Origin of the sequence: Arthrobacter sp. HY1533, assembly GCF_027568515.1 — a bacterium.
Classification (GTDB): Bacteria; Actinomycetota; Actinomycetes; order Actinomycetales; family Micrococcaceae; genus Specibacter.
This window is the reverse complement of the sequence record NZ_JANKZF010000008.1, coordinates 170,861-189,033: the sequence shown is the minus strand read 5'-3', so window position 1 is coordinate 189,033 and position 18,173 is coordinate 170,861. Positions and strand designations below refer to the sequence as shown.

Below are 18,173 nucleotides of genomic sequence, written 5' to 3'. Positions count from 1 at the left end.
GGTTGCCTTTCTTTCAAAAGGTGACCTCCCGCCGTCGTGCTCTATGCGCCTAGCGCCGCATTGCAAGGACTATGCCCGCCAGCAGGACCAGGAACGCCAGCGTCGCTGCCCCGATGATCAGGGTTGCTGCCACGCCGGGCTCCCACAGCCACGCCATGCTAGTGGAAGAAGTGGCGCGCACCGGTGAAGTACATGGTGATGCCGGCTTCGTTGGCTGCCGCGATGACTTCCTCGTCGCGGACCGAGCCGCCGGGCTGGACCACGGCGCGGACGCCGGCGTCGAGCAGGATCTGCAGGCCGTCGGCGAACGGGAAGAACGCGTCGGAGGAGGCCACGGCGCCGATGGAGCGCTGTGCCGAAACACCTTCGGTGCCCGAGGCGCCGCCGGCTGCATCAACGTCGGACTCCACCGTGACACCGAGCGTGTTGGCGCGCTCAACGGCCAGCTTGCAGGAATCCACGCGGTTGACCTGGCCCATGCCGATGCCCACTGCGGCGCCGTTGTTGGCGAGCAGGATGGCGTTGGACTTGGCGGCGCGGACGGCGGTCCAGGCGAACTTCAGGTCCGCGAGGGTTGCCTCGTCTGCCGGGGCGCCCGCGGCGAGCGTCCAGTTGGCGGTGTCGTCGCCGTCGGCGTCAACGCGGTCGGAGATCTGCACGAGCATGCCGCCGGAGACCTGGCGGACCTCTGCCGGGTAGCGGCCGTAGCCCTCGGGCAGGGCCAGCAGGCGGATGTTCTTCTTCTTGGAGAGGATCTCCACGGCTTCGGGCTCGAAGTCCGGGGCGATGACAACCTCGGTGAAGATGCCTGCCACGGTGCGGGCCATGCCGGCCGTGACGGTGCGGTTGGCCGCGATGACGCCGCCGAATGCGGAGAGAGGGTCGCAGGCGTGGGCCTTGGCGTGGGCGTCGGCAATGGGGTCCACGGCGTCCGGGGAAGCCACGGCAACACCGCAGGGGTTGGCGTGCTTGATGACGGCCACTGCGGGCTCGTCGAAGTCGAACGCTGCGCGCAGGGCTGCGTCGGCGTCAACGAAGTTGTTGTAGCTCATGGCCTTGCCGTGCAGCTGGTCGGCCTGGGCGATGCCCGAGGGTGCACCCTTGTCCACGTACAGGGCTGCCTGCTGGTGCGGGTTTTCGCCGTAGCGCAGCACCTCGGAGCGTTCCAGCGAGAAGCCGGCGTAGGCGGGCCAGTCAATGATGCCGTCGCCGTCCTCGTCCAGGAACTGGGCGGAGGTCCAAGCTGCCACGGCGTTGTCGTAGGCGGCGGTGTGTGCGAAGGCGGCGGCGGCCAGGCGCTGGCGGGCGGCGAGCGTGAAGCCGCCTTCGGCTGCTGCGGCAATGACGGAGCCGTAGCGGGCCGGGTCAACCACAACGGCCACCGAGGGGTGGTTCTTGGCGGCGGCGCGGACCATGGACGGGCCGCCAATGTCGATCTGCTCGACGACGGCGTCCTGGCCGGCGCCGGAGTTGACGGTGTCGACGAACGGGTACAGGTTCACCACGACCAGGTCGAAGGGCTCAATGTTCATGTCGGCCAGCTGCTGGACGTGGTCTGGCAGGCGGCGGTCAGCCAGAATGCCGGCGTGGATCAGCGGGTGCAGGGTCTTGACGCGGCCGTCCAGGCATTCCTGGAAGCCAGTCACCTCGGACACCTCGGTGACGGGCACGCCTGCAGCAGCGATCCTCGATGCCGTGGAGCCGGTGGAAACAATGGCAACACCGGCGGCGTGCAGGCCGGCGGCGAGCTCCTCCAAACCAGTCTTGTCGTAGACCGAGATCAATGCCCGGCGGATGGGAACACGGTTGAGAGGAACGCTGGTCACAGAAAATCTCCGTAAGGGTGGCTTGATGATGGCGACACATAAAGTTTAGGCCACTACGCGCCGGTAGGATTTCCATCATGACCTCCAGTGATTTGCACCACGCCCCGTCCCCCGCCGCGACCGCGCAGGCCGAAGAAGCCGCCTCCGTGTCCCCGGAAATTCCCGCGGACCTGCCGCGCCTGATCAACTCCGTGATCCTCCCGGGATTTGTTGGCACAACCGTGCCAAAGTGGTTGGAAGGCGCCCTCCGCGAGGGGCTGGCCGGCGTGGTCTACTTTGGCCACAACATTGACCCCGATGCGCCCGGCCAGGTGGCCGCGCTGTCCGCCGAGATCCGCGGGGCCAACCCGGCCGCCGTGATCGGCGTGGACGAGGAGGGCGGCAATGTGACCCGCCTGCAGGCCCGCGACGGATCCACGATCCCCGGCGCCGCCGTGCTGGGCGCCCTCAACGAGCCGGCCACCACTGAGGCGGCAGGGCGCGCCATTGGCCGGCTGTGCCGCGACGCCGGCATCAACCTGACCATTGCGCCCGTGGCCGACGTCAACACGAACCCGCTCAACCCGGTGATCGGCGTGCGCGCGTTCGGCGCCGACACGGAGCTGGTGAACGTGCACACCGCAGCGGCCGTCAAGGGCATCCAGGAGCTGCGCGTGGCAGCCTGCGCCAAGCACTTCCCGGGGCACGGTGACACCGTGGCGGACTCGCACATGGACACCGCCCGCGTGGACCTGAGCCTGGCCGAGATGGCCGAATTCCACCTGCCGCCGTTCCAGGCCGCCGTGGAGGCCGGCGTCGCGTCCATGATGAGCGCGCACATCATCATCCCCGAGCTGGGCGAGGCCCCCGCCACGCTGAACCCGGCCGCCGCGGCCCTGCTGCGCGGCATGGGCTTTGAGGGCGTGCTCATCACCGACGCGCTGGACATGGCTGCCGTGCGCGCCACGGTTGGCCCCGGCGAGGGCGGCGTGCTGGCCCTGCTCGCCGGCAACGACCTGCTGTGCGTGGGCAACCCGCTGAACGCCTACACCACCGGCCGCGATGACGAGTCCTGCTACGTGGAAGTCTACGACGCACTCCACGCCGCGGTGCTTGCGGGCCGCCTGCCCGTGGAGCTGCTGCGCCGCGCCGCCGCCCGCGTCCAGGCCCTGGCGCTGTGGTCGGCCGGGGACGTTTCGGCCACCGCGGACGACGGCGTCGAATGGGTTTCCGTCGCTGCCCGCGCCTGCCGCGTCGATTCACTGGGCACCGGCCCCGTGCTGGCCGGTTCCGGGGTCGTCACCCTGGTCGATGCCCGCACGGGGCACAACATGGCGGCCGGCCCCACGGACAACTTCGTGGCCACCGCGCTGGGCAACTACGCCGTGACGGAGCTGCTGGCCGCTGAGCTGTCCGGCGCCGAGCTGGAGGTGGCACTCATGCAGTCGCAAGGCGCCGTGCTGGTCCTTGTCGATTCCCTGGCGTCCGCGGAGCAGCAGGAAACCCTGGAACTTGCCTTTGCCACCGCCCCTGCAGCCGTGTGCATCAACGCCGGCCTGGCCCCCGACGCACCCACCACGTTCCCGGCCATCCACTGCCACGGCTTCAGCCGCGTCACCGCCGAGGCCGTGGTCAGCCTGCTCGAAACCGCCTAGCCTGCCCGCTCCCTCCCCCAGTTGCAAGAAGGAATCCATTGAGCACCCCCGAAACTCCCTCCACCATTGACGCCGTCCGGAACCAGATCGGCACCCTTGTCACCGAGGCGTCCAACCCGAATTACCCCGACCTGGCCGCCCTGTCCACGGCCGAGCTCGTGGCCGGCATGAACCGCGAGGACGCCCTGGTCCCGGCGGCCATCGCCCGCGAACAGCACACCATTGCCGCTGTCATCGATGAGATTGCCGCCCGCATGCTGCGCGGTGGGCGCCTCATCTACGTCGGCGCCGGCACGCCGGGCCGCATGGGCATCCTGGATGCCAGCGAATGCCCGCCCACTTTCGGCACCGACCCGTCCCTGGTGGTGGGCGTCATTGCCGGCGGCCAGGCAGCCGTGGACCAGGCCGTGGAAAACGCCGAGGACAGCGAGGAAGCCGGCGCCGCCGACATGGCCGCGCTGACCATTGGCCCCGATGACTCCGTGGTGGGCATTGCCGCATCCGGCCGCACCCCCTACGTGATTGCCGCCGTGAATGCCGCCCGGGCCGCCGGCGCCTACACAGTGGGATTTGCCTGCAACAACGGCTCGCCGCTGGGTGCCGCCGCCGATGCCGCCCTGGAAATTGAGGTGGGCCCGGAATTCTTGACCGGCTCAACGCGGCTGAAGTCCGGCACCTGCCAGAAGCTGGTGCTGAACATGATCAGCACCATCACCATGGTCCGCCTGGGCAAGACGTACAAGAACGTCATGGTGGACCTGCGCGCCACCAACGCCAAGCTGCACGCCCGCAGCACCCGCACCCTCATGGGCGTCACGGGCTGCGACGCAGCCACCGCCACCGCGGCACTCACGGCGGCCGACGGCCACGTCAAGACCGCAATCCTGGCCATCCTCACTGGCCTGCCCACCGAACGTGCCGCCGAACTCCTCACCGAGAACGGCGGTTTCCTGCCGGCAGCCATCGACGCCGGCGCCACCTCGTAACCGACCCATCCACGCACGACGGCGGGACCCACCCATGAACGCACCGCACCACTTCCCCGCAACAGACGGGCGACGCAAGCTGCAGGCCCTGCTGGACGCGGCAGTCAAGGACGGCGTGGCACCCGCGGTGAGCTGCGCCGTGGTGCTGGGCGGGCCCGGGGCGGGCAGGCGGGAATTCCCCGTCCTCACGGCGGGACGCGCCGGGCAAGGGACGTACTTCGACCTGGCCTCCGTGACCAAGCTGTTCACCACTGTCACCGCACTGCTCCTGGTGGACAGCGGCGTGCTGGAGCTGGACTCCCCCATTGGCAGGCGGCTGCCGGCCTACGCGTCCGGCGACAAGGCGAAGGTCACGCTGCGGCATTTGCTGACCCACACCTCCGGGCTGCCGTCCGAATGGCGTGGCTGGCACGCCGCATTGTCGGAGGGACGCGGCTTCCGGCGCCGGGCCCTCGTGGCGGAGCTGCTGGCCACAGAGTTGGAAGCCGCGCCAGGCACCCGCTTCGAGTACTCCTGCGCGGGGTTCAACACCATCATGGCGCTGGCCGAGCATGCCACCAAGACGCCGTGGGGTCAGCTGGTCAAGGAACGCCTGCTCTACCAGCTGCCCACCGACGGCATCACGGGCACGCCGCGCATTGAACACTCCGCCCCCACGGAGTTCCAGCCGGGGCTGGGGCGCGGCCTGGTGCGCGGGATCGTGCACGACGAGGCCGCGTGGTCCCTGGGCGGACTCAGCGGCAACGCCGGCATGTTTGCCACGGCCGACGGTCTGCGCGTCTTCGGCATGGCACTGCTGGACGGGCTGCCCGGCATCCTCACCCCCGCGCTGGCCGCGGAGATGTGGCGCAGCCAGCTCCCCGAAGTTCTGGGGGCAAACTTCAACCCGGCAGACCCCGGATTTGGACACGGGCTGGGGCTGCGCATCAACCAGCAGCCGTGGATGGGCACCGAAGGCACCGAGGCACGCGGGCACGGCGGCTTCACCGGAACCTCCCTGCTGGTGGACCGGTCCCGCGGCGTGGTGGTCTCGCTGCTGGCCAACCGGGTGAGCCCCAGCCGGGACGGGGATGACGCGACGGCACTGCGCAAGGCCGTGTCCGACGTCGTCTATTCTTTTGCCAAGTGAATCGAAAGGCAGCATGAGCACCCCCACCGCAATTTTGACCGGCGACCGCGTGGTCCAGGAACTGCCCTGGCGCTGGCGGGTGCAGGGCAGCATCTTCTTGATCGGCGGCCTGGGCTTCATGTTCGACGCCTGGGACGTGACGCTCAACGGCTTCCTGATCCCGCTGCTGTCCAAGGAATGGGGACTCACGCCCGGGCAGGCCGCATGGATCGGCACCGCAAACTTGATCGGCATGGCCGTGGGTGCGTTCGCCTGGGGGTCCATCGCGGACATCATCGGGCGGAAGAAGGCGTTCACGCTCACGCTGCTGATCTTCTCCGTGTTCACCGTCCTGGGCGCGTTCTCCAACGAGATTGTGCTGTTTTGCGTGTTCCGCTTCATGGCCGGCTTTGGCCTGGGCGGCTGCATCCCGGTGGACTATGCCCTGGTGGGCGAGTTCACCCCGCGCAAGCACCGCGGCCGCGTGCTCACCGCCATGGACGCGTGGTGGCCCATTGGCGCCACGCTGTGCGGGGTGGTCTCAGCAGTGCTCATGGCCTCCTTTGGGAACTGGCGCTACCTCATGCTCGTCATGGTGCTGCCGGCGCTCCTGGTGTTCTGGGTGCGAGTGGGCGTGCCGGAATCGCCGCTGTACCTGGTGCGGGCGGGGCGGCCGGCCGAGGCGAAGGCCGTCATTGAATCCCTGATCAAGCGCACGGGTGCCACCGTGGGCGCGTGGACGCTGCCGGATGCGGCTGACGCCCCCAAGCTCTCGCTGGGCAAGGTCACGGACCAGCTGGCCGGGCTGTGGCGTTTCAACTGGCGGATCACCGGCGTCGCGTGGTCCCTGTTCTTGACCATCCTGCTGGTCTACTACGGGGCGCTCACGTGGATGCCGTCCATCCTGGTGGCCACGGGCTACGCGGAAAACAAGGCGTTCATGGCCACGGCTTCCATGACCGGGATCGGGCTGGTGGGCGTCATCGCCGCCGCGCTGCTCGTGGAGCGGCTGGGCCGCAAGTGGATCCTGGGCATCACGGGCCCCCTCGCGGCGTTGTCGCTGGTCATCTTTGCGCTGGTGCTGGACGCCCCGGCGGCCGCCCAAGTGTGGCTGCTGGTGTTTGGCTTTGTCATCCAAGTGGCCATCCCCGTTCTGTACACCTATGTTTCCGAGCTGTACCCCACCGAGCTGCGGGCCACGGGCTTCGGCTGGGCCTCGACCATTTCCCGCGTGGGCGCAGGCCTTGTGCCGCTCATCTTCGGCTCGCTGCTGTGGCCCGTGCTGGGGCTGCCCCTGACGTTTGCCCTGACGGGTGGGCTCGTGCTGCTGGCCGTCATCTGGATGGCCTTGGCCGCCCCGGAAACCAAGGGCGCGGCCCTGCACTGACCTTCTTATGCCCCGTGAACTCGCACTTGTTGCCCCGTCCCGCGCCGGAATTGGACAACAAGTGCGAGCCCGCGGGGAGTTGTGCCCATTGAACCCGGCCACGGGGCGCCCCTAGGCTGGGGAACCTACTGACGAGGGGTGCCATGTCCGAATTTCTCGGGGCCGACACTGCACAACTGCGGGAGCTGTCCAAGGCCTTTGCCAACTCGGCGCAGCGATTCACCACCCAGGCGAGCATGCTCAGTGCCCTGGTGTCGCCGCTGAGGAGCTGGCGTGGTCCCGACGCGGCCCGTTTCACGCACACCGCCACCGCCGTGCACGTCCCCCTGCTGCGGCGCACGGCCGCGAATTTGTCCGAGGTGGCCGCACAGCTCAAGGTCCAGGCCGATGAACAGGACAAGGCCAGCTCCGCCGCAGGCCTGGGCGGGCCCGGCGGCGCTGGGCACCCGCAGTCCACGAACGGCGCCGCCGAGGAACTCCAGTCCAAGCTGGATGGCATGACGCCGGCCGAGCGCGAGGCGTACCTCAAGTCCCCGGCGTTCAAGGACTGGGCCGCACAGCACCCCGAGGAGGCCAAGAAAGTCCTGGACGCCATGGCCGACTCCGGGCAAATCCAGTTTGCGGACGGGGGCTACGCCGCCTTCCTCAAGGACTACTGGCTGCTGGCCGCCATGCGGGAGGCGGGCATCGACCCTGACAAGTGGGATCCCTCCCGCGGCTACGCCTACAACCGGGACACCATCGCGGCCGTATACAAGTACTACGGCGAACTGTATTTGCAGGACCCGCGCATGCAGTGGGCGGGCTTTGCCCACATGGTTGGCCCGGGCCTGGACGCAGGGTTCGCCGATGTTCGGATGATGCGCGACGTTGCCCGCACGCTGCTGCAAGGCGGGGCCGTGGGCGACTTTGTGGTGCCCGGCATGTCCCCCCTGACACCGGAACAGTGGCTGGCGCTGGCCAACATGACTGACGCCGAGGCGGCCGTCTTCGAGACAAGCCTGCTGGAAATGCAGCAGGAGATCTTCAATGACATCGGCTACCAGCACCAGGCCTTCGCCGACGGCGGCATGGATGAGATCAACAGGCTGGTCAGGGCCGGGGTGGTCGATGACCCGCTGAGCATTCAGGCGTGGCAAAACTTCAACACCGGCACCCCCGAATCCCTGGCCGCCGGCACCATGAACATGGCCAACTTCGAACAAAACGTGGTCATCGCCAACAACTATGACGCCATGCGCGGTCGTGGCCCCCAGGGTGAGGCCTTCACCCTGGCCATGTCCATTGTGGGCACCCCGTCCATCCCCGGCGCCCAGTCGTACTCGCAGGCCAATCCGCTGATCCTGCACCCGACCCCCGAGTCGGTTCCGGTGGGCCCGTTCGGCCCCTGGGGCCCGCATGTTGACGTGCCCAACCCGTGGCACGACGACGTGGTGGTTGAGACGCCCCTGCCCGACGGCAACATTGCCGACAGGGACCAGCGTTGGGAGTTCATCACCAACGACACGTACCCTGCTTACATGGAGCTTGCCAACGACCCCGACCGCCTGCGGGAGATCATCGAGCGGCAGGTGACCGACCAGGGTTACCAGGACGCCGTCGATTCCAACCGGCTCATCAACCGGTGGGAATCCGTCGCGGAGCAGCTCGTGGTTGGCGACGGGAATCCCTTCGATGGCAAGTAGCCGCCGCCCGTTGGCGTTGATCGTCCTGGCCCTGGCCGCCGTGCTGGCCCTTGCCTCATGTTCCCTGCCGCTCCCAACGCGGCCCAACACCACACAGGAGACTTCCGTGGGCACCAGCACTTCCATGATGGACAAGGCCGGGATCAAGAAGATCAAGAACGACGGCGTGGGCCGGTTCGACCTGACCGCCACCTCCGTGCCGAAAGAGTCCGTGGGACTGGCACCCGGGGTCAATGAGGTGGCCTACCTTGCCACCGACGTCGACAAGCCCGTGGAAATCACGCTGGAGCTTCCGCAGGACACGCTGACGGTCCATACAAGCGACTTCAAGATGTCAGCCGCCGCAGCCAACAGCTACGTTGACACCGTCACCTGGTTTGAAACCGTGGACGGACTGGAGGCACTGGATGCCGCCGTCGCCGCTGCCGGCGAACGGTTTGGCTTCGCCGCCACAAAGCTGGCCGCCTGGGACGCCAAGGACTTCATGTCCGGAGGCGGCGACGGCACGCAGGGCCTGGGCATGGGGGTCAGGAACGGCACCGCCATCTACCTGAAGGTCCACTGGGACAAGGACTCCCCCGTGCAGGTCCTGCAGTTCTCCGCCATGATTGCCCCCGGCTACTACGACCCGGATGTCCAGGCGGAGATTGCCGAGTACGGCCGGGCACCGATCGGATTCCAGCTCCCGTGAGCTTGCGCTCGGCGCCCAGCATTCGTCCATTTTTGGCCGATAGCCTGATCCCGACCTCGAATTGCCCAGACACAAAGGACCAGCCATGAGTGCACTGCTTCCCACCGCCTTCGCCGCCACCGGACTTCTGGGCGGCTACCAAACCGCCCGCGCCACCAAGAACCGCCAGCTGGGTGGCGCCGTCCTGGCTGCTGCCGGCGCCGCCGCATTCCTGGGCTGGAAGAAGAACGCCGGAACCGGCACGGCCGTGGCCCTGACGGCCACCTATGTGGCAGCGTTCGGCGGCTCGCACCCGCTGGCCAAGAAGCTGGGTTCCTGGCCCGCCGTCTACACCGTCACGGGTGCCACAGTGCTGGCCTCGCTCGTGTTGGGGCGCAGCAAGAAGTAGCGCGGAGCCGTTGCAGGAACGGCGCCCACAGTGTTTGACCGGCCCCTTGCACAAGGGGCCGTAGACTTTAACGCTCAGGCAACCTTTGCCCGCCACCGCCCTCCCAAGGAAATGGACCCCATGGAACTCGCAGCCGACACAACCGGCTTTTTGGCGAGCTTTTGGGTCTACGTCATGGGCGGGGCGTTCGTCATGGTCTCTGCCATCATTCCCCCTGTGCCCAGCACCACCGTCTTCGTGGGGCTGGGGGCCATTGCCGGCCTCGAGGGCGGCCCGGAGGCGCTCCCCCTGGTCGTCGCCATGATGGCCGGGGCACTGGCCGGGGACCTGCTGACCTTCTGGGGCACCAAGATGTTCGGCAACAGCAAGTGGGGCAGCGTCCGCGGGCCCCGGCGACAGCGCGCCGTCGACGCCGCAACCCGGCGGCTGCGCCAGCGCCCCTACATGTTCATGCTGACCTCGCGGTTCATCCCGCTGGGGCGGCTGTCATCGAACATTGCGGCCACCGTGGCGGGCTACCCCCTGCGGGCGTTCACCATGTTCTCCCTGGTGTCGGCCACTGTCTGGTCGCTGTACTCGGTGGGGATTGGCATGCTCACCCGGCATTGGCCCAACATCTCCACGCAGATGGCCGTGGTGGTCGCGATCGTGTTCTCCATGGTGCTGGGCTGGCTCGTTGGAAAAGTCTCCACATGGTTCCTGGACCGCAAGCACCTCAGGGGCAATCCCGCCGTCGTGCGGTAAGCCGCCGCGCGGTAAAAAGAAAGCCCCCGCCACGTCCAAGACGCGGCAGGGGCGCAGCAACAGGCTAGGCCGCGGCCAGGTCCCCAAGAACCTTGATGAGCAGCTCGCGTTCGGCCACCTTGATGCGTTCGTGCAGGATGTCCTCGGTGTCCCCGGGCAGGATGGCCACGGGGGTCTGGGCGATGATGGGGCCAGTGTCCACGCCGGCGTCGGCAAAGTGGACGGTGCAGCCGGTGACCTTCACGCCGTAGGCCATGGCGTCGCGGACGCCGTGGGCGCCCGGGAACGACGGCAGCAGCGCCGGGTGCGTGTTCACGTAGCGGCCCTCGAAGGCGTCGATGAAGCCCGGTGCCACGATGCGCATGAAGCCGCTGGAGACAACATAGTCGGGCTTGTAGGCGGCCACGGCCTCCAGCAGCGCGGCGTCCCAGTCGGTGCGTGCGGCGTGGTCCTTGAAGTTCACCACGAACGTGTCCAGGCCGGCGGCGGCGGCACGCTCAATGCCGAAGGTGCCGGGGCGGTCTGCGCCCACTGCGGCGATTTCCACCGGCAGGCTGCCGCTGGCCACGGCGTCGATGACGGCTTGGAGGTTGGATCCGGATCCGGAGACTAAGACAACTATGCGCATGCCACCAATTTTAGGGGCAACGGGCGGGCAGGCCCTATTCGGGACGGGCCTGGCTGGCCGGTTCCTGGCGGCGCAGCAGCGGGACACCGGCGCCGTCGCCCTCCAGCCACGGCCCCACGAGTGAGCCAATCACGACGCCGGCCGCCACCTCCACGCCAATCCACAGTGCCGCCGTGGTGGGGTCGGGCCCCACCTCCGTGAGGCGGCCGATGCCCAGGGAGCCCTGCGAAATCCAGAACGCCACCCATGCCATGGCGGCTGCGGCAATGCCGATCACGGCGCCCAGGAACAGGGTTGAGCCGGGCAGCGACAACCAGCGCTGGCGCACCTTGAGCGAGAGCCACTCGTCAAAGTGGTTCTCGCCGGCGCGCACAAACCACCAGCCGGCCAGGACACCGGCCACGACAGGGATCAGCAGGGCGGCGAAGCCCAGGGGCATCTCGCCCGTGGGCAGGGCGGCCAGGACGGGGATGGGGGGCACGGGTGCCACTGAGGTGCCCAGCGGCGTGACGGTGGATCCGGCGCCCAGGTTGAACCCGCCGCCACCGGCCCAGGACATGGTCCAGGCCGCGAAGTTGGGCATGTAGGCCAGCTGGGCGAGCGTCAGGGCCGCCCCTCCCAAGGGGCCGGGCCGCAGCGCCTGGTAGACGGCGGCGATGTCTGCCCACCGGGCGGCGAGGTTGACGGCCAGCAGGAACGCCGAGAGGGACAGTGAGGCCATGACGGCCACGAAGCCGGAGCGCACTACGGTCCACAGGTAGGAGCCCGCCCAGCGCTGGTCCTGGCTGGTCCGGGCGATCCAGTCGGCGGCGCTCATGCCGATGAGCCGGCTCCAGGAGCCAGCCTCGAGGCGGGAGCCGATGATGAGCCCGGACACGGCGGGGATGAGCGGCACCAGCATGCTGGCCATGAGGGAGGCCTGGATGCCGGGGGCGCTGCACACGTAGCCTGTGGCAAGGCCGGCTGCCGCGTAGGTGATGGTGGCACCCAGCAGCGGCTGCCACAGCTGGTCCGTGTAGGACGCGCGGGCCAGCCGGCGCCCGGCACGCCAGGAAAGGAAGAAGGGGACCAGGACAAGGCCCAGCGGGAGAAGGTTGAAGACACCGGTCTGCACGGAAGCGGAGCTGGGGCCGCTGGCCAGGGTCAGGTTGAGCGGGACGCCGTGGCCCAGAAGCCAGATCTGGCCGGCGAGCCGGGCAATGACGGAGCCGTCCTTCTCGGCGAAGCCGCCGGCAAACCAGGTGGCGGCCAGCGGGATGGCGACAATCAGGGCCGAGATGACAAACATCTGGGCTGCCTCAAATGCCCCCTGCAGCCACAGCGGCATGGGGATTCCGTCGCGTTGTGGCCGTGCTGCTTTGGAGTTCATCGTCTTCAATGGTGCCATACGGCGGGGCGCACGGCCGCGAACACCGCCGGTGGAATTGGCCACAGGATGGGCGGCTTAAAAACAAATAGGGCCCGGGATGAACCCGGACCCTATTTGTTCAAGCCACTTGGCCTAAAGAATTGGTGGTTGCCCACCGGTTTTCTTTAGAATTAGATAGCCTGGATGTTGACTGCCTGGGGACCCTTCGGACCCTGCTCAACATCGAAGGAAACCTTCTGGTTCTCTTCGAGGGAGCGGTAGCCGGAGGAGTTGATCGCGGAGTAGTGCGCGAAGACATCCTGGGACTGGTCATCGGGAGAGATGAAGCCGAAGCCCTTTTCAGCGTTGAACCACTTGACGGTACCTGTTGCCATTGTTTCTATTTCCTTCTGAAGTTGGAGATTCCGCCCGACCTTCGGGCCTCCGTTTACGGTGTAAGTCCGCTTCTCCAGAAAAGCGACGTCCCCCAAAGGGCGGCGTCGCTTCAACTACAAAAAACGCAACACTACAACTACGTCCAAGTATACATGCCAGAAAGCCTCGTGCCACTTAAATCTGAGAGGTGCGTCACTTTAACCTTCAAGTGGCCCTGCTTCCTCCCGTATATCCGCGGATCCTGCGGCCAATCGAGAGCCATGACACGCAAAGTTAAACTTGTGTTCACCGGGCATGTCGCGGAATTCGACGTTTTTGCCCCCTCATATGCCCGGCAGGCACGACGGCGGCCCCTGCTTGCGCCTGTTCCGGCAGCACCCGGCGGCCCAAGGGAGCTGACGTATAGTGGGTCGAAATGTGCCGGACGGTCTCCGGCAGCCAGAATCGGCACCACCAGGGTGAAGGGACGAGCAAATGCAAGGGACTGCTGCGCTTGTTCGCGCCGGTGCCCGCGCCCTTGTTTTGGCCCTTGCCTCGCTCATGCTCGTGGTCCTTGGCTGCACGGGTGCGCAGGCCAGCTCCGCTTCCCTGCCCGCCGCATCCGCCGCCGTCGCATCCGTAGCCCAGCTCGCTGCACCCCAGGCGGCCGGGTCCGGGCCGGAAACCGCGCTCGTGGCAACCGCCGGCCACGTCCAGACCACCTGCATGCCGGGCCGCGGCAAGTCCCGGGTGGAAGGCGATGCCGTTCTCCCCAACCCGGTTCACCAGCAGCCTTCATCAGGCAGCGCAGTTGCGCCACTCCCTCGCGGCCAGCAAACCGCCGTGGGCGCCGCCGTGCTGGACGGCAGGATTCCGGCCTCCCCCAGCCACCTGGACCTCGGGATAGTGCGGACGTAGACCCGGTCCGCCCCGCACCCATGCCAGCGAAACAGCGCAAGGCGGGTGCCCGGCGTCGAACGTGTCCTTATATATACATGCACGGCGCGCTGCCGGCCCGCGTACCCCGCGGCCGTTGAAGTGCTGCGCCTGCGCAATTGCCGAAAGTTGTTCCATGACCGCGAAGAAAACCCGAAACATGATCCTGGCCCTGGTGCTGGGAGCCGTCCTTGTCCTGACCATTGTTTTTGTTGGCGCCGCCGCGCAGGAAAACCGCCTCAAGGGTGCCGGTGAGGTGGCCGGGCCCAAGGCTCCGCAGGCCTCAACCGGCACAGGCGCGGAGCCTGAATTCACGCTGGCGCGGCGCACGCCGGAGGATCCCCTTGCCATGGGCGCTGTGGATGCGCCAGTGGTGATGGTCGAGTACTCGGACTACCGCTGCCCGTTCTGCGGGGCATATGCGCGCAAGACCGAGCCGGAGATTGTGAAGAAGTACGTGGAGACCGGCCAGCTGCGCATTGAATGGCGCGACCTGCCGCTGTTCGGCGAAGCCTCCATGGCCGGCGCAGTTGCCGGCCGGGCAGCCGGGGAGCAGGGCAAGTTCTGGGAGTTCAACGAGGCCCTGTACGCCGCCGCACCCGAACGCGGCAAGGCAGAACTGAAAGAGCCCGAACTGCTGGCGTTTGCCCAGAAGGCCGGGGTGCCGGACATGGCCAAGTTCGCCGCGGACCTGAAGAGCCCCGAATTGCTGGCGCGGGTCAAGGCCGACCACGCCGAGGGCACGGGTCTGGGGCTGAACAGCACACCCACTTTTGTCATTGGCAACCAGTCAATTCCGGGTGCGCAACCAATTGAAGTGTTCACCCAGATCATTGACGAAGCCCTGGCCAAGGCCAAGTAGCCATGGACATTGGCTACACAGGTGCTTTTCTGGGCGGCATCCTGACATTGCTGAGCCCGTGCTCGGTCATGCTGCTGCCCGCTTTCTTTGCCTACGCGTTCGCCAGTCCCACCAAGCTGCTGGGCCGGACGGCGCTGTTTTATGCAGGGCTGCTGACAACCCTTGTACCGCTGGGCCTGCTGGCGGGCCTGGCAGGATCGCTCATTGCGCAGAACCGGGGGCTTCTGGTGTCTGTCGCCGCCGGCATTGTGATCCTCATTGGGGTGCTGCAGATTGCCGGGGTCCAGTTCCCGGGGTTGAGCCGGCGGGCGGGCGCCGATGGCACCTCCGCGGTCTCCGTCTTTGTGCTGGGCTCGGTGTACGGCGTGGCGGGCGTCTGCGCGGGACCCATCCTGGGCTCCGTGCTGGCGGTGGCCGCGGCCGGCGGCAGCCCCCTGTACGGCGGTATCATGCTGGCAATTTTTGCTCTGGGCATGGCGCTGCCGCTGGGTGTCCTGTCCCTGCTGTGGACGCGGCTGCGCCTGGGCGAGCGCGGCTGGCTGAAGCCACGCCGCTTCAAGCTGGGCCGTTGGGAAAACTCGGTGTGGATGGTGGTCTCGGGCGTGCTGTCGATAGGCATTGGCGCGCTGTTGCTGGCCACCTCGGGCACGTCGTCGCTGGGCGGAATACTCAGCATCGATGCCCAGTTTGCGGCCGAGTCGTGGGTTGTGGGGTTCTCCTCCGGGATCTCCAACGTGTGGTTCGGGGTCACCGCGCTGGTGGTTTTGCTGCTGGCCGGCGGACTGTACTGGTGGCGGTCGCGGCGGGCCGTTGCCCTTGACTCGGCTGCTCCCGGCAATCCGGCGGGCGGGAACTGACATGATCTCCACGCTTGGGCACAACCTGCGCGTCTGGCCTCCGCGCCGCTGGTGGGTGGCCGCCGGCGTGGCCGCGCTGGTTTACGTGGTGGTCGCCATCCCCACGGACCTCATCCCGAACCCGTACTTTGGCCGGGAAATTCCACCCACCTGGTGGTCGCACGCCGCGTTGGCTGCCACCGCACTGCTGACCGGCCTGCTCGTGGCCACGTATGTGGCTTCCCCCATCACCCGCACCGGCGCCACCAACAAGTCCGGGCTGCTCGGCTCGGTGCTCGCGTTCTTTGCCGTGGGCTGCCCCGTCTGCAACAAGCTGGTGTTGTTGGCGCTGGGCACCACGGGTGCCATGAAGTTCTTCGAGCCGGTCCAGCCGCTGCTGGCCCTGCTCTCGGTGGGGCTGCTGGGCTGGGCCCTGCTGCGCCGTATCTCGCAGGAGAATGCCTGCAAGGTTCCGGCCGCCCGGTAGGCACGCACGACGGCGCCAGCCTTGAGTGGGCGGCGCGCCGGCGGCTATGCCCTGGCCAGGATCCCGGCAAGATCGGCCGCCGGGGCCAGGTTTCCGTAGTTGAACCGCCTCCCGGGGCCCAGCCGGGAATCCACAAACGCATCTGAGACCGCCGCTGGGGCGAAGCGGACCAGCAGCGCTGCCTGCAGCGCCAGCGCCATCCCTTCCACGAGGTTGCGGGCCTGCCCCGCAAAGTCTGCCGGCGACTTCGCCACCACGGCGGCCTGCTCTCGCAGTTCGGCGGTGAAGTCGTCGAAGACCTGGCTCTGGCCCGAGGCCATGCGGAGCTCGGCAAAGAACGCGTCAACGCATTCCGGCTCGTTCGCCATGGCCCGCAACACGTCCAGGGCAATCACATTGCCCGTGCCTTCCCAGATCGCCATGACGGGTTGCTCCCGGTAGCGCATGGCAAGCGGGAAGTCCTCGGTGTAGCCGTTGCCACCCAGGCATTCCATGGCCTCATAGGCGTGGTTGGGGCCGCGCTTGCACACCCAGTATTTGGTGACGGCAGTGGCAAGGCGGCGGAAGGCAATTTCGGAGGGTCCGGCGTCGTCGTCAAAGGCGCGGGCCAGGCGCATGGAGACCACTGTGGCGGCCTCGGATTCCAGGGCCAGGTCGGCAAGGACATTCGTCATGGCCGGCTGGTCGATCAGCCGGGCACCAAAGGCGCGACGGTGCCGGCCGTGCCAGACGGCCTCGGCCACGGACTGGCGCATGCCGGCGGCAGTGCCCAGGATGCAGTCGAGCCGGGTCTGGCCCACCATGCCCATGATGGAGCGGACGCCGCGGCCGGGTTCGCCGATCCGCCAGCCGTGCGTTCCGCTGAACTCAACCTCGCTGGAGGCGTTGGAACGGTTGCCCACCTTGTCCTTGAGCCGCTGGATCATGAAGGTGTTGCGGGTTCCGTCGGGCAGCACACGCGGCACCAGGAAGCAGCCCAGCCCGGCGTCGTCCTGCGCGAGAACCAGGAACGCGTCGCTCATCGGGGCCGAGCAAAACCACTTGTGCCCTGTCAACAAGTGGTGGCCGTCCGCGGCCTCGGCGCGGGTGGTGTTGGCGCGCACGTCCGAGCCACCCTGCTTCTCCGTCATGGCCATGCCAAACAACGCACCCGCCTTGCCGGCGGCGAGCTCCGGGCTGTAGTCCCGCGAATACAGCCGCGGCAGCCACTCCCCCGCCAGGCTGGGTTCCAGCTGCAGGGATTCGACGGCGGCGTGGCTCATGGAAATGGGACAGGCGTGCCCGGGTTCCACTTGCGCGAACAGCATGAACTGCGCGGCCCGGGCCGCGTTGGCGCCTTTGCCCGGGCTCTCCCACGCGGAGGTGTGCGCACCCGCCGCGACCGCCTGCTCGATGATCCGGTGGTAGGCCGGATGGCATTCCACCTCGTCGATCCGCTGGCCGTATTTGCTGTGAGTGTGCAGGATGGGCGGGTTCCTGTGGGCCAGCCGGGCGTCGTCCTGGAACTGCGCCGAACCGACGACGGCGCCACTCGCCTCCAGCTCCGCGTCACCTTCCGCTTCGCCCACCGAGAGGAGGTAGTCCTGGAGCGGGATGTTGGCCGTGAACTCATTGATGTCCACGCGCGGCGGGGGCTGGTTCAGGACACCGTGCGTTTCATGGGCTGTCGGCTGGCTGAAGCTGGCGGGCGCGGCGGGCATGTCGGCATCGGTGGCGGTCATGGCAACAGGCTACGCCGTGCGTCAAGGATTGCGCCCCGGCGGGCCGGCTACTTGGGTGCCTTGCCCCGGCGTTTCACAGATGCGGGGTCGCCCTGGAAGAACTCGGTCCAGTGGAGCAGTTGGCCGGATTGGGCGTAGGAGTCGGCGGCCTTGGCAATGGTGTCAAACAGGAAATCGTTGCCGCGCCGCGGCATCCCGTTGCCGGTGACAGTTACAGCATGATTGCCGTGTTCGTCGCGTTCAACGCTGAGAAGGGCCTCGACTGTCAGCTCCCAGCGCTGCAGCTTCTCGGGCAGCAGGAAACTGGGGAAGAACTCGGTGTCGGCCACCATGTCCTTCCAGAAGTTGCCATACCGCAGCCTGATTGGGTTCGCCCCGGGCGCCGAAGTGACCTTGAACTTCTCCTTCTCCAGCACCTGCACAAACGGCAGGACGGGGTGCGCCACCTGGCCGTCGATAACGAAGGTGCGCGCCGGGATGCCAAACGGGATGCCCGAACCGTAGATCTTCATGGCTCCACAGTATCCGGGT

General features: G+C 67.6%; 18 protein-coding genes. 12 read left to right on the top strand and 6 right to left on the bottom strand.

All coding sequences use genetic code 11. The annotated features are described in order from the left end of the window. Positions 1 to 158: 158 nt before the first annotated feature. On the bottom strand, positions 159 to 1,826 hold the full coding sequence (purH, locus tag PCK14_RS08800; protein ID WP_269938100.1) for a bifunctional phosphoribosylaminoimidazolecarboxamide formyltransferase/IMP cyclohydrolase: 1,668 nt from the start codon (positions 1,824 to 1,826) through the stop codon (positions 159 to 161). Positions 1,827 to 1,903: 77 nt separating this feature from the next. Between purH and PCK14_RS08795 the strand changes: the two genes are divergently transcribed. The 8 genes from PCK14_RS08795 (at position 1,904) to PCK14_RS08760 (ending at position 10,449) form a co-directional block, all read left to right on the top strand. Continuing rightward, on the top strand, positions 1,904 to 3,460 hold the full coding sequence (locus PCK14_RS08795) for a glycoside hydrolase family 3 protein (RefSeq protein ID WP_269938099.1): 1,557 nt from the start codon (positions 1,904 to 1,906) through the stop codon (positions 3,458 to 3,460). A gap of 38 nt (positions 3,461 to 3,498) precedes the next feature. Next, positions 3,499 to 4,446, top strand: a complete 948-nt coding sequence (gene murQ / locus PCK14_RS08790) for an N-acetylmuramic acid 6-phosphate etherase (protein ID WP_269938098.1) — start codon at positions 3,499 to 3,501, stop codon at positions 4,444 to 4,446. A gap of 34 nt (positions 4,447 to 4,480) precedes the next feature. After that, positions 4,481 to 5,575 (top strand): serine hydrolase domain-containing protein, encoded by a 1,095-nt coding sequence (locus PCK14_RS08785; protein ID WP_269938097.1) that lies wholly within the window; start codon positions 4,481 to 4,483, stop codon positions 5,573 to 5,575. A gap of 13 nt (positions 5,576 to 5,588) precedes the next feature. Beyond that, positions 5,589 to 6,941, top strand: coding sequence for an MFS transporter (locus PCK14_RS08780; protein WP_269938096.1), 1,353 nt, complete (start codon positions 5,589 to 5,591; stop codon positions 6,939 to 6,941). A 143-nt stretch (positions 6,942 to 7,084) separates the two neighbouring features. Then, positions 7,085 to 8,626, top strand: coding sequence for a WXG100 family type VII secretion target (locus PCK14_RS08775; protein ID WP_269938095.1), 1,542 nt, complete (start codon positions 7,085 to 7,087; stop codon positions 8,624 to 8,626). Next, entirely contained in the window at positions 8,616 to 9,317 is a 702-nt protein-coding gene (locus PCK14_RS08770; protein WP_269938094.1) for a hypothetical protein, read from the top strand. The genes PCK14_RS08775 and PCK14_RS08770 overlap by 11 nt, the downstream gene beginning before the upstream one ends. Before the next feature lie 85 nt (positions 9,318 to 9,402). After that, entirely contained in the window at positions 9,403 to 9,705 is a 303-nt protein-coding gene (locus PCK14_RS08765) for a hypothetical protein (RefSeq protein ID WP_269938093.1), read from the top strand. Positions 9,706 to 9,825: 120 nt separating this feature from the next. Next, positions 9,826 to 10,449, top strand: coding sequence for a DedA family protein (locus PCK14_RS08760; RefSeq protein WP_269938092.1), 624 nt, complete (start codon positions 9,826 to 9,828; stop codon positions 10,447 to 10,449). Between the two features lie 64 nt (positions 10,450 to 10,513). Here PCK14_RS08760 and purN read toward each other — a convergent pair whose 3' ends face one another. The 3 genes from purN to PCK14_RS08745 form a co-directional block, all read right to left on the bottom strand. Next, positions 10,514 to 11,077 carry a phosphoribosylglycinamide formyltransferase gene (gene purN / locus PCK14_RS08755; protein WP_269938091.1) on the bottom strand — a complete coding sequence of 188 codons (564 nt, stop codon included), beginning with the start codon at positions 11,075 to 11,077 and terminating at the stop codon, positions 10,514 to 10,516. A gap of 34 nt (positions 11,078 to 11,111) precedes the next feature. Beyond that, on the bottom strand, positions 11,112 to 12,446 hold the full coding sequence (locus tag PCK14_RS08750; protein WP_269938090.1) for a cell division protein PerM: 1,335 nt from the start codon (positions 12,444 to 12,446) through the stop codon (positions 11,112 to 11,114). Between the two features lie 170 nt (positions 12,447 to 12,616). Next, positions 12,617 to 12,820, bottom strand: a complete 204-nt coding sequence (locus PCK14_RS08745) for a cold-shock protein (protein ID WP_038467205.1) — start codon at positions 12,818 to 12,820, stop codon at positions 12,617 to 12,619. A 475-nt stretch (positions 12,821 to 13,295) separates the two neighbouring features. On the opposite strand from PCK14_RS08745, the gene PCK14_RS08740 reads away from it, so the two are divergent. The 4 genes from PCK14_RS08740 (at position 13,296) to PCK14_RS08725 (ending at position 15,921) form a co-directional block, all read left to right on the top strand. Then, positions 13,296 to 13,718, top strand: a complete 423-nt coding sequence (locus PCK14_RS08740) for a hypothetical protein (RefSeq protein ID WP_269938089.1) — start codon at positions 13,296 to 13,298, stop codon at positions 13,716 to 13,718. Positions 13,719 to 13,872: 154 nt separating this feature from the next. After that, positions 13,873 to 14,598, top strand: coding sequence for a DsbA family protein (locus PCK14_RS08735; RefSeq protein ID WP_269938088.1), 726 nt, complete (start codon positions 13,873 to 13,875; stop codon positions 14,596 to 14,598). 2 nt (positions 14,599 to 14,600) lie between these two features. Beyond that, complete coding sequence (locus PCK14_RS08730; protein ID WP_269938087.1) at positions 14,601 to 15,455, top strand: cytochrome c biogenesis CcdA family protein; 855 nt, start codon at positions 14,601 to 14,603, stop codon at positions 15,453 to 15,455. A 1-nt stretch (position 15,456) separates the two neighbouring features. Beyond that, on the top strand, positions 15,457 to 15,921 hold the full coding sequence (locus PCK14_RS08725) for a hypothetical protein (protein ID WP_269938086.1): 465 nt from the start codon (positions 15,457 to 15,459) through the stop codon (positions 15,919 to 15,921). A gap of 44 nt (positions 15,922 to 15,965) precedes the next feature. On the opposite strand, the gene PCK14_RS08720 is transcribed toward PCK14_RS08725, so the two are convergent. Both PCK14_RS08720 and PCK14_RS08715 read right to left on the bottom strand, forming a co-directional pair. Then, positions 15,966 to 17,642, bottom strand: a complete 1,677-nt coding sequence (locus tag PCK14_RS08720; RefSeq protein WP_269938085.1) for an acyl-CoA dehydrogenase family protein — start codon at positions 17,640 to 17,642, stop codon at positions 15,966 to 15,968. A gap of 47 nt (positions 17,643 to 17,689) precedes the next feature. Continuing rightward, positions 17,690 to 18,154, bottom strand: coding sequence for a hypothetical protein (locus tag PCK14_RS08715; protein ID WP_269938084.1), 465 nt, complete (start codon positions 18,152 to 18,154; stop codon positions 17,690 to 17,692). Positions 18,155 to 18,173: the final 19 nt, after the last annotated feature.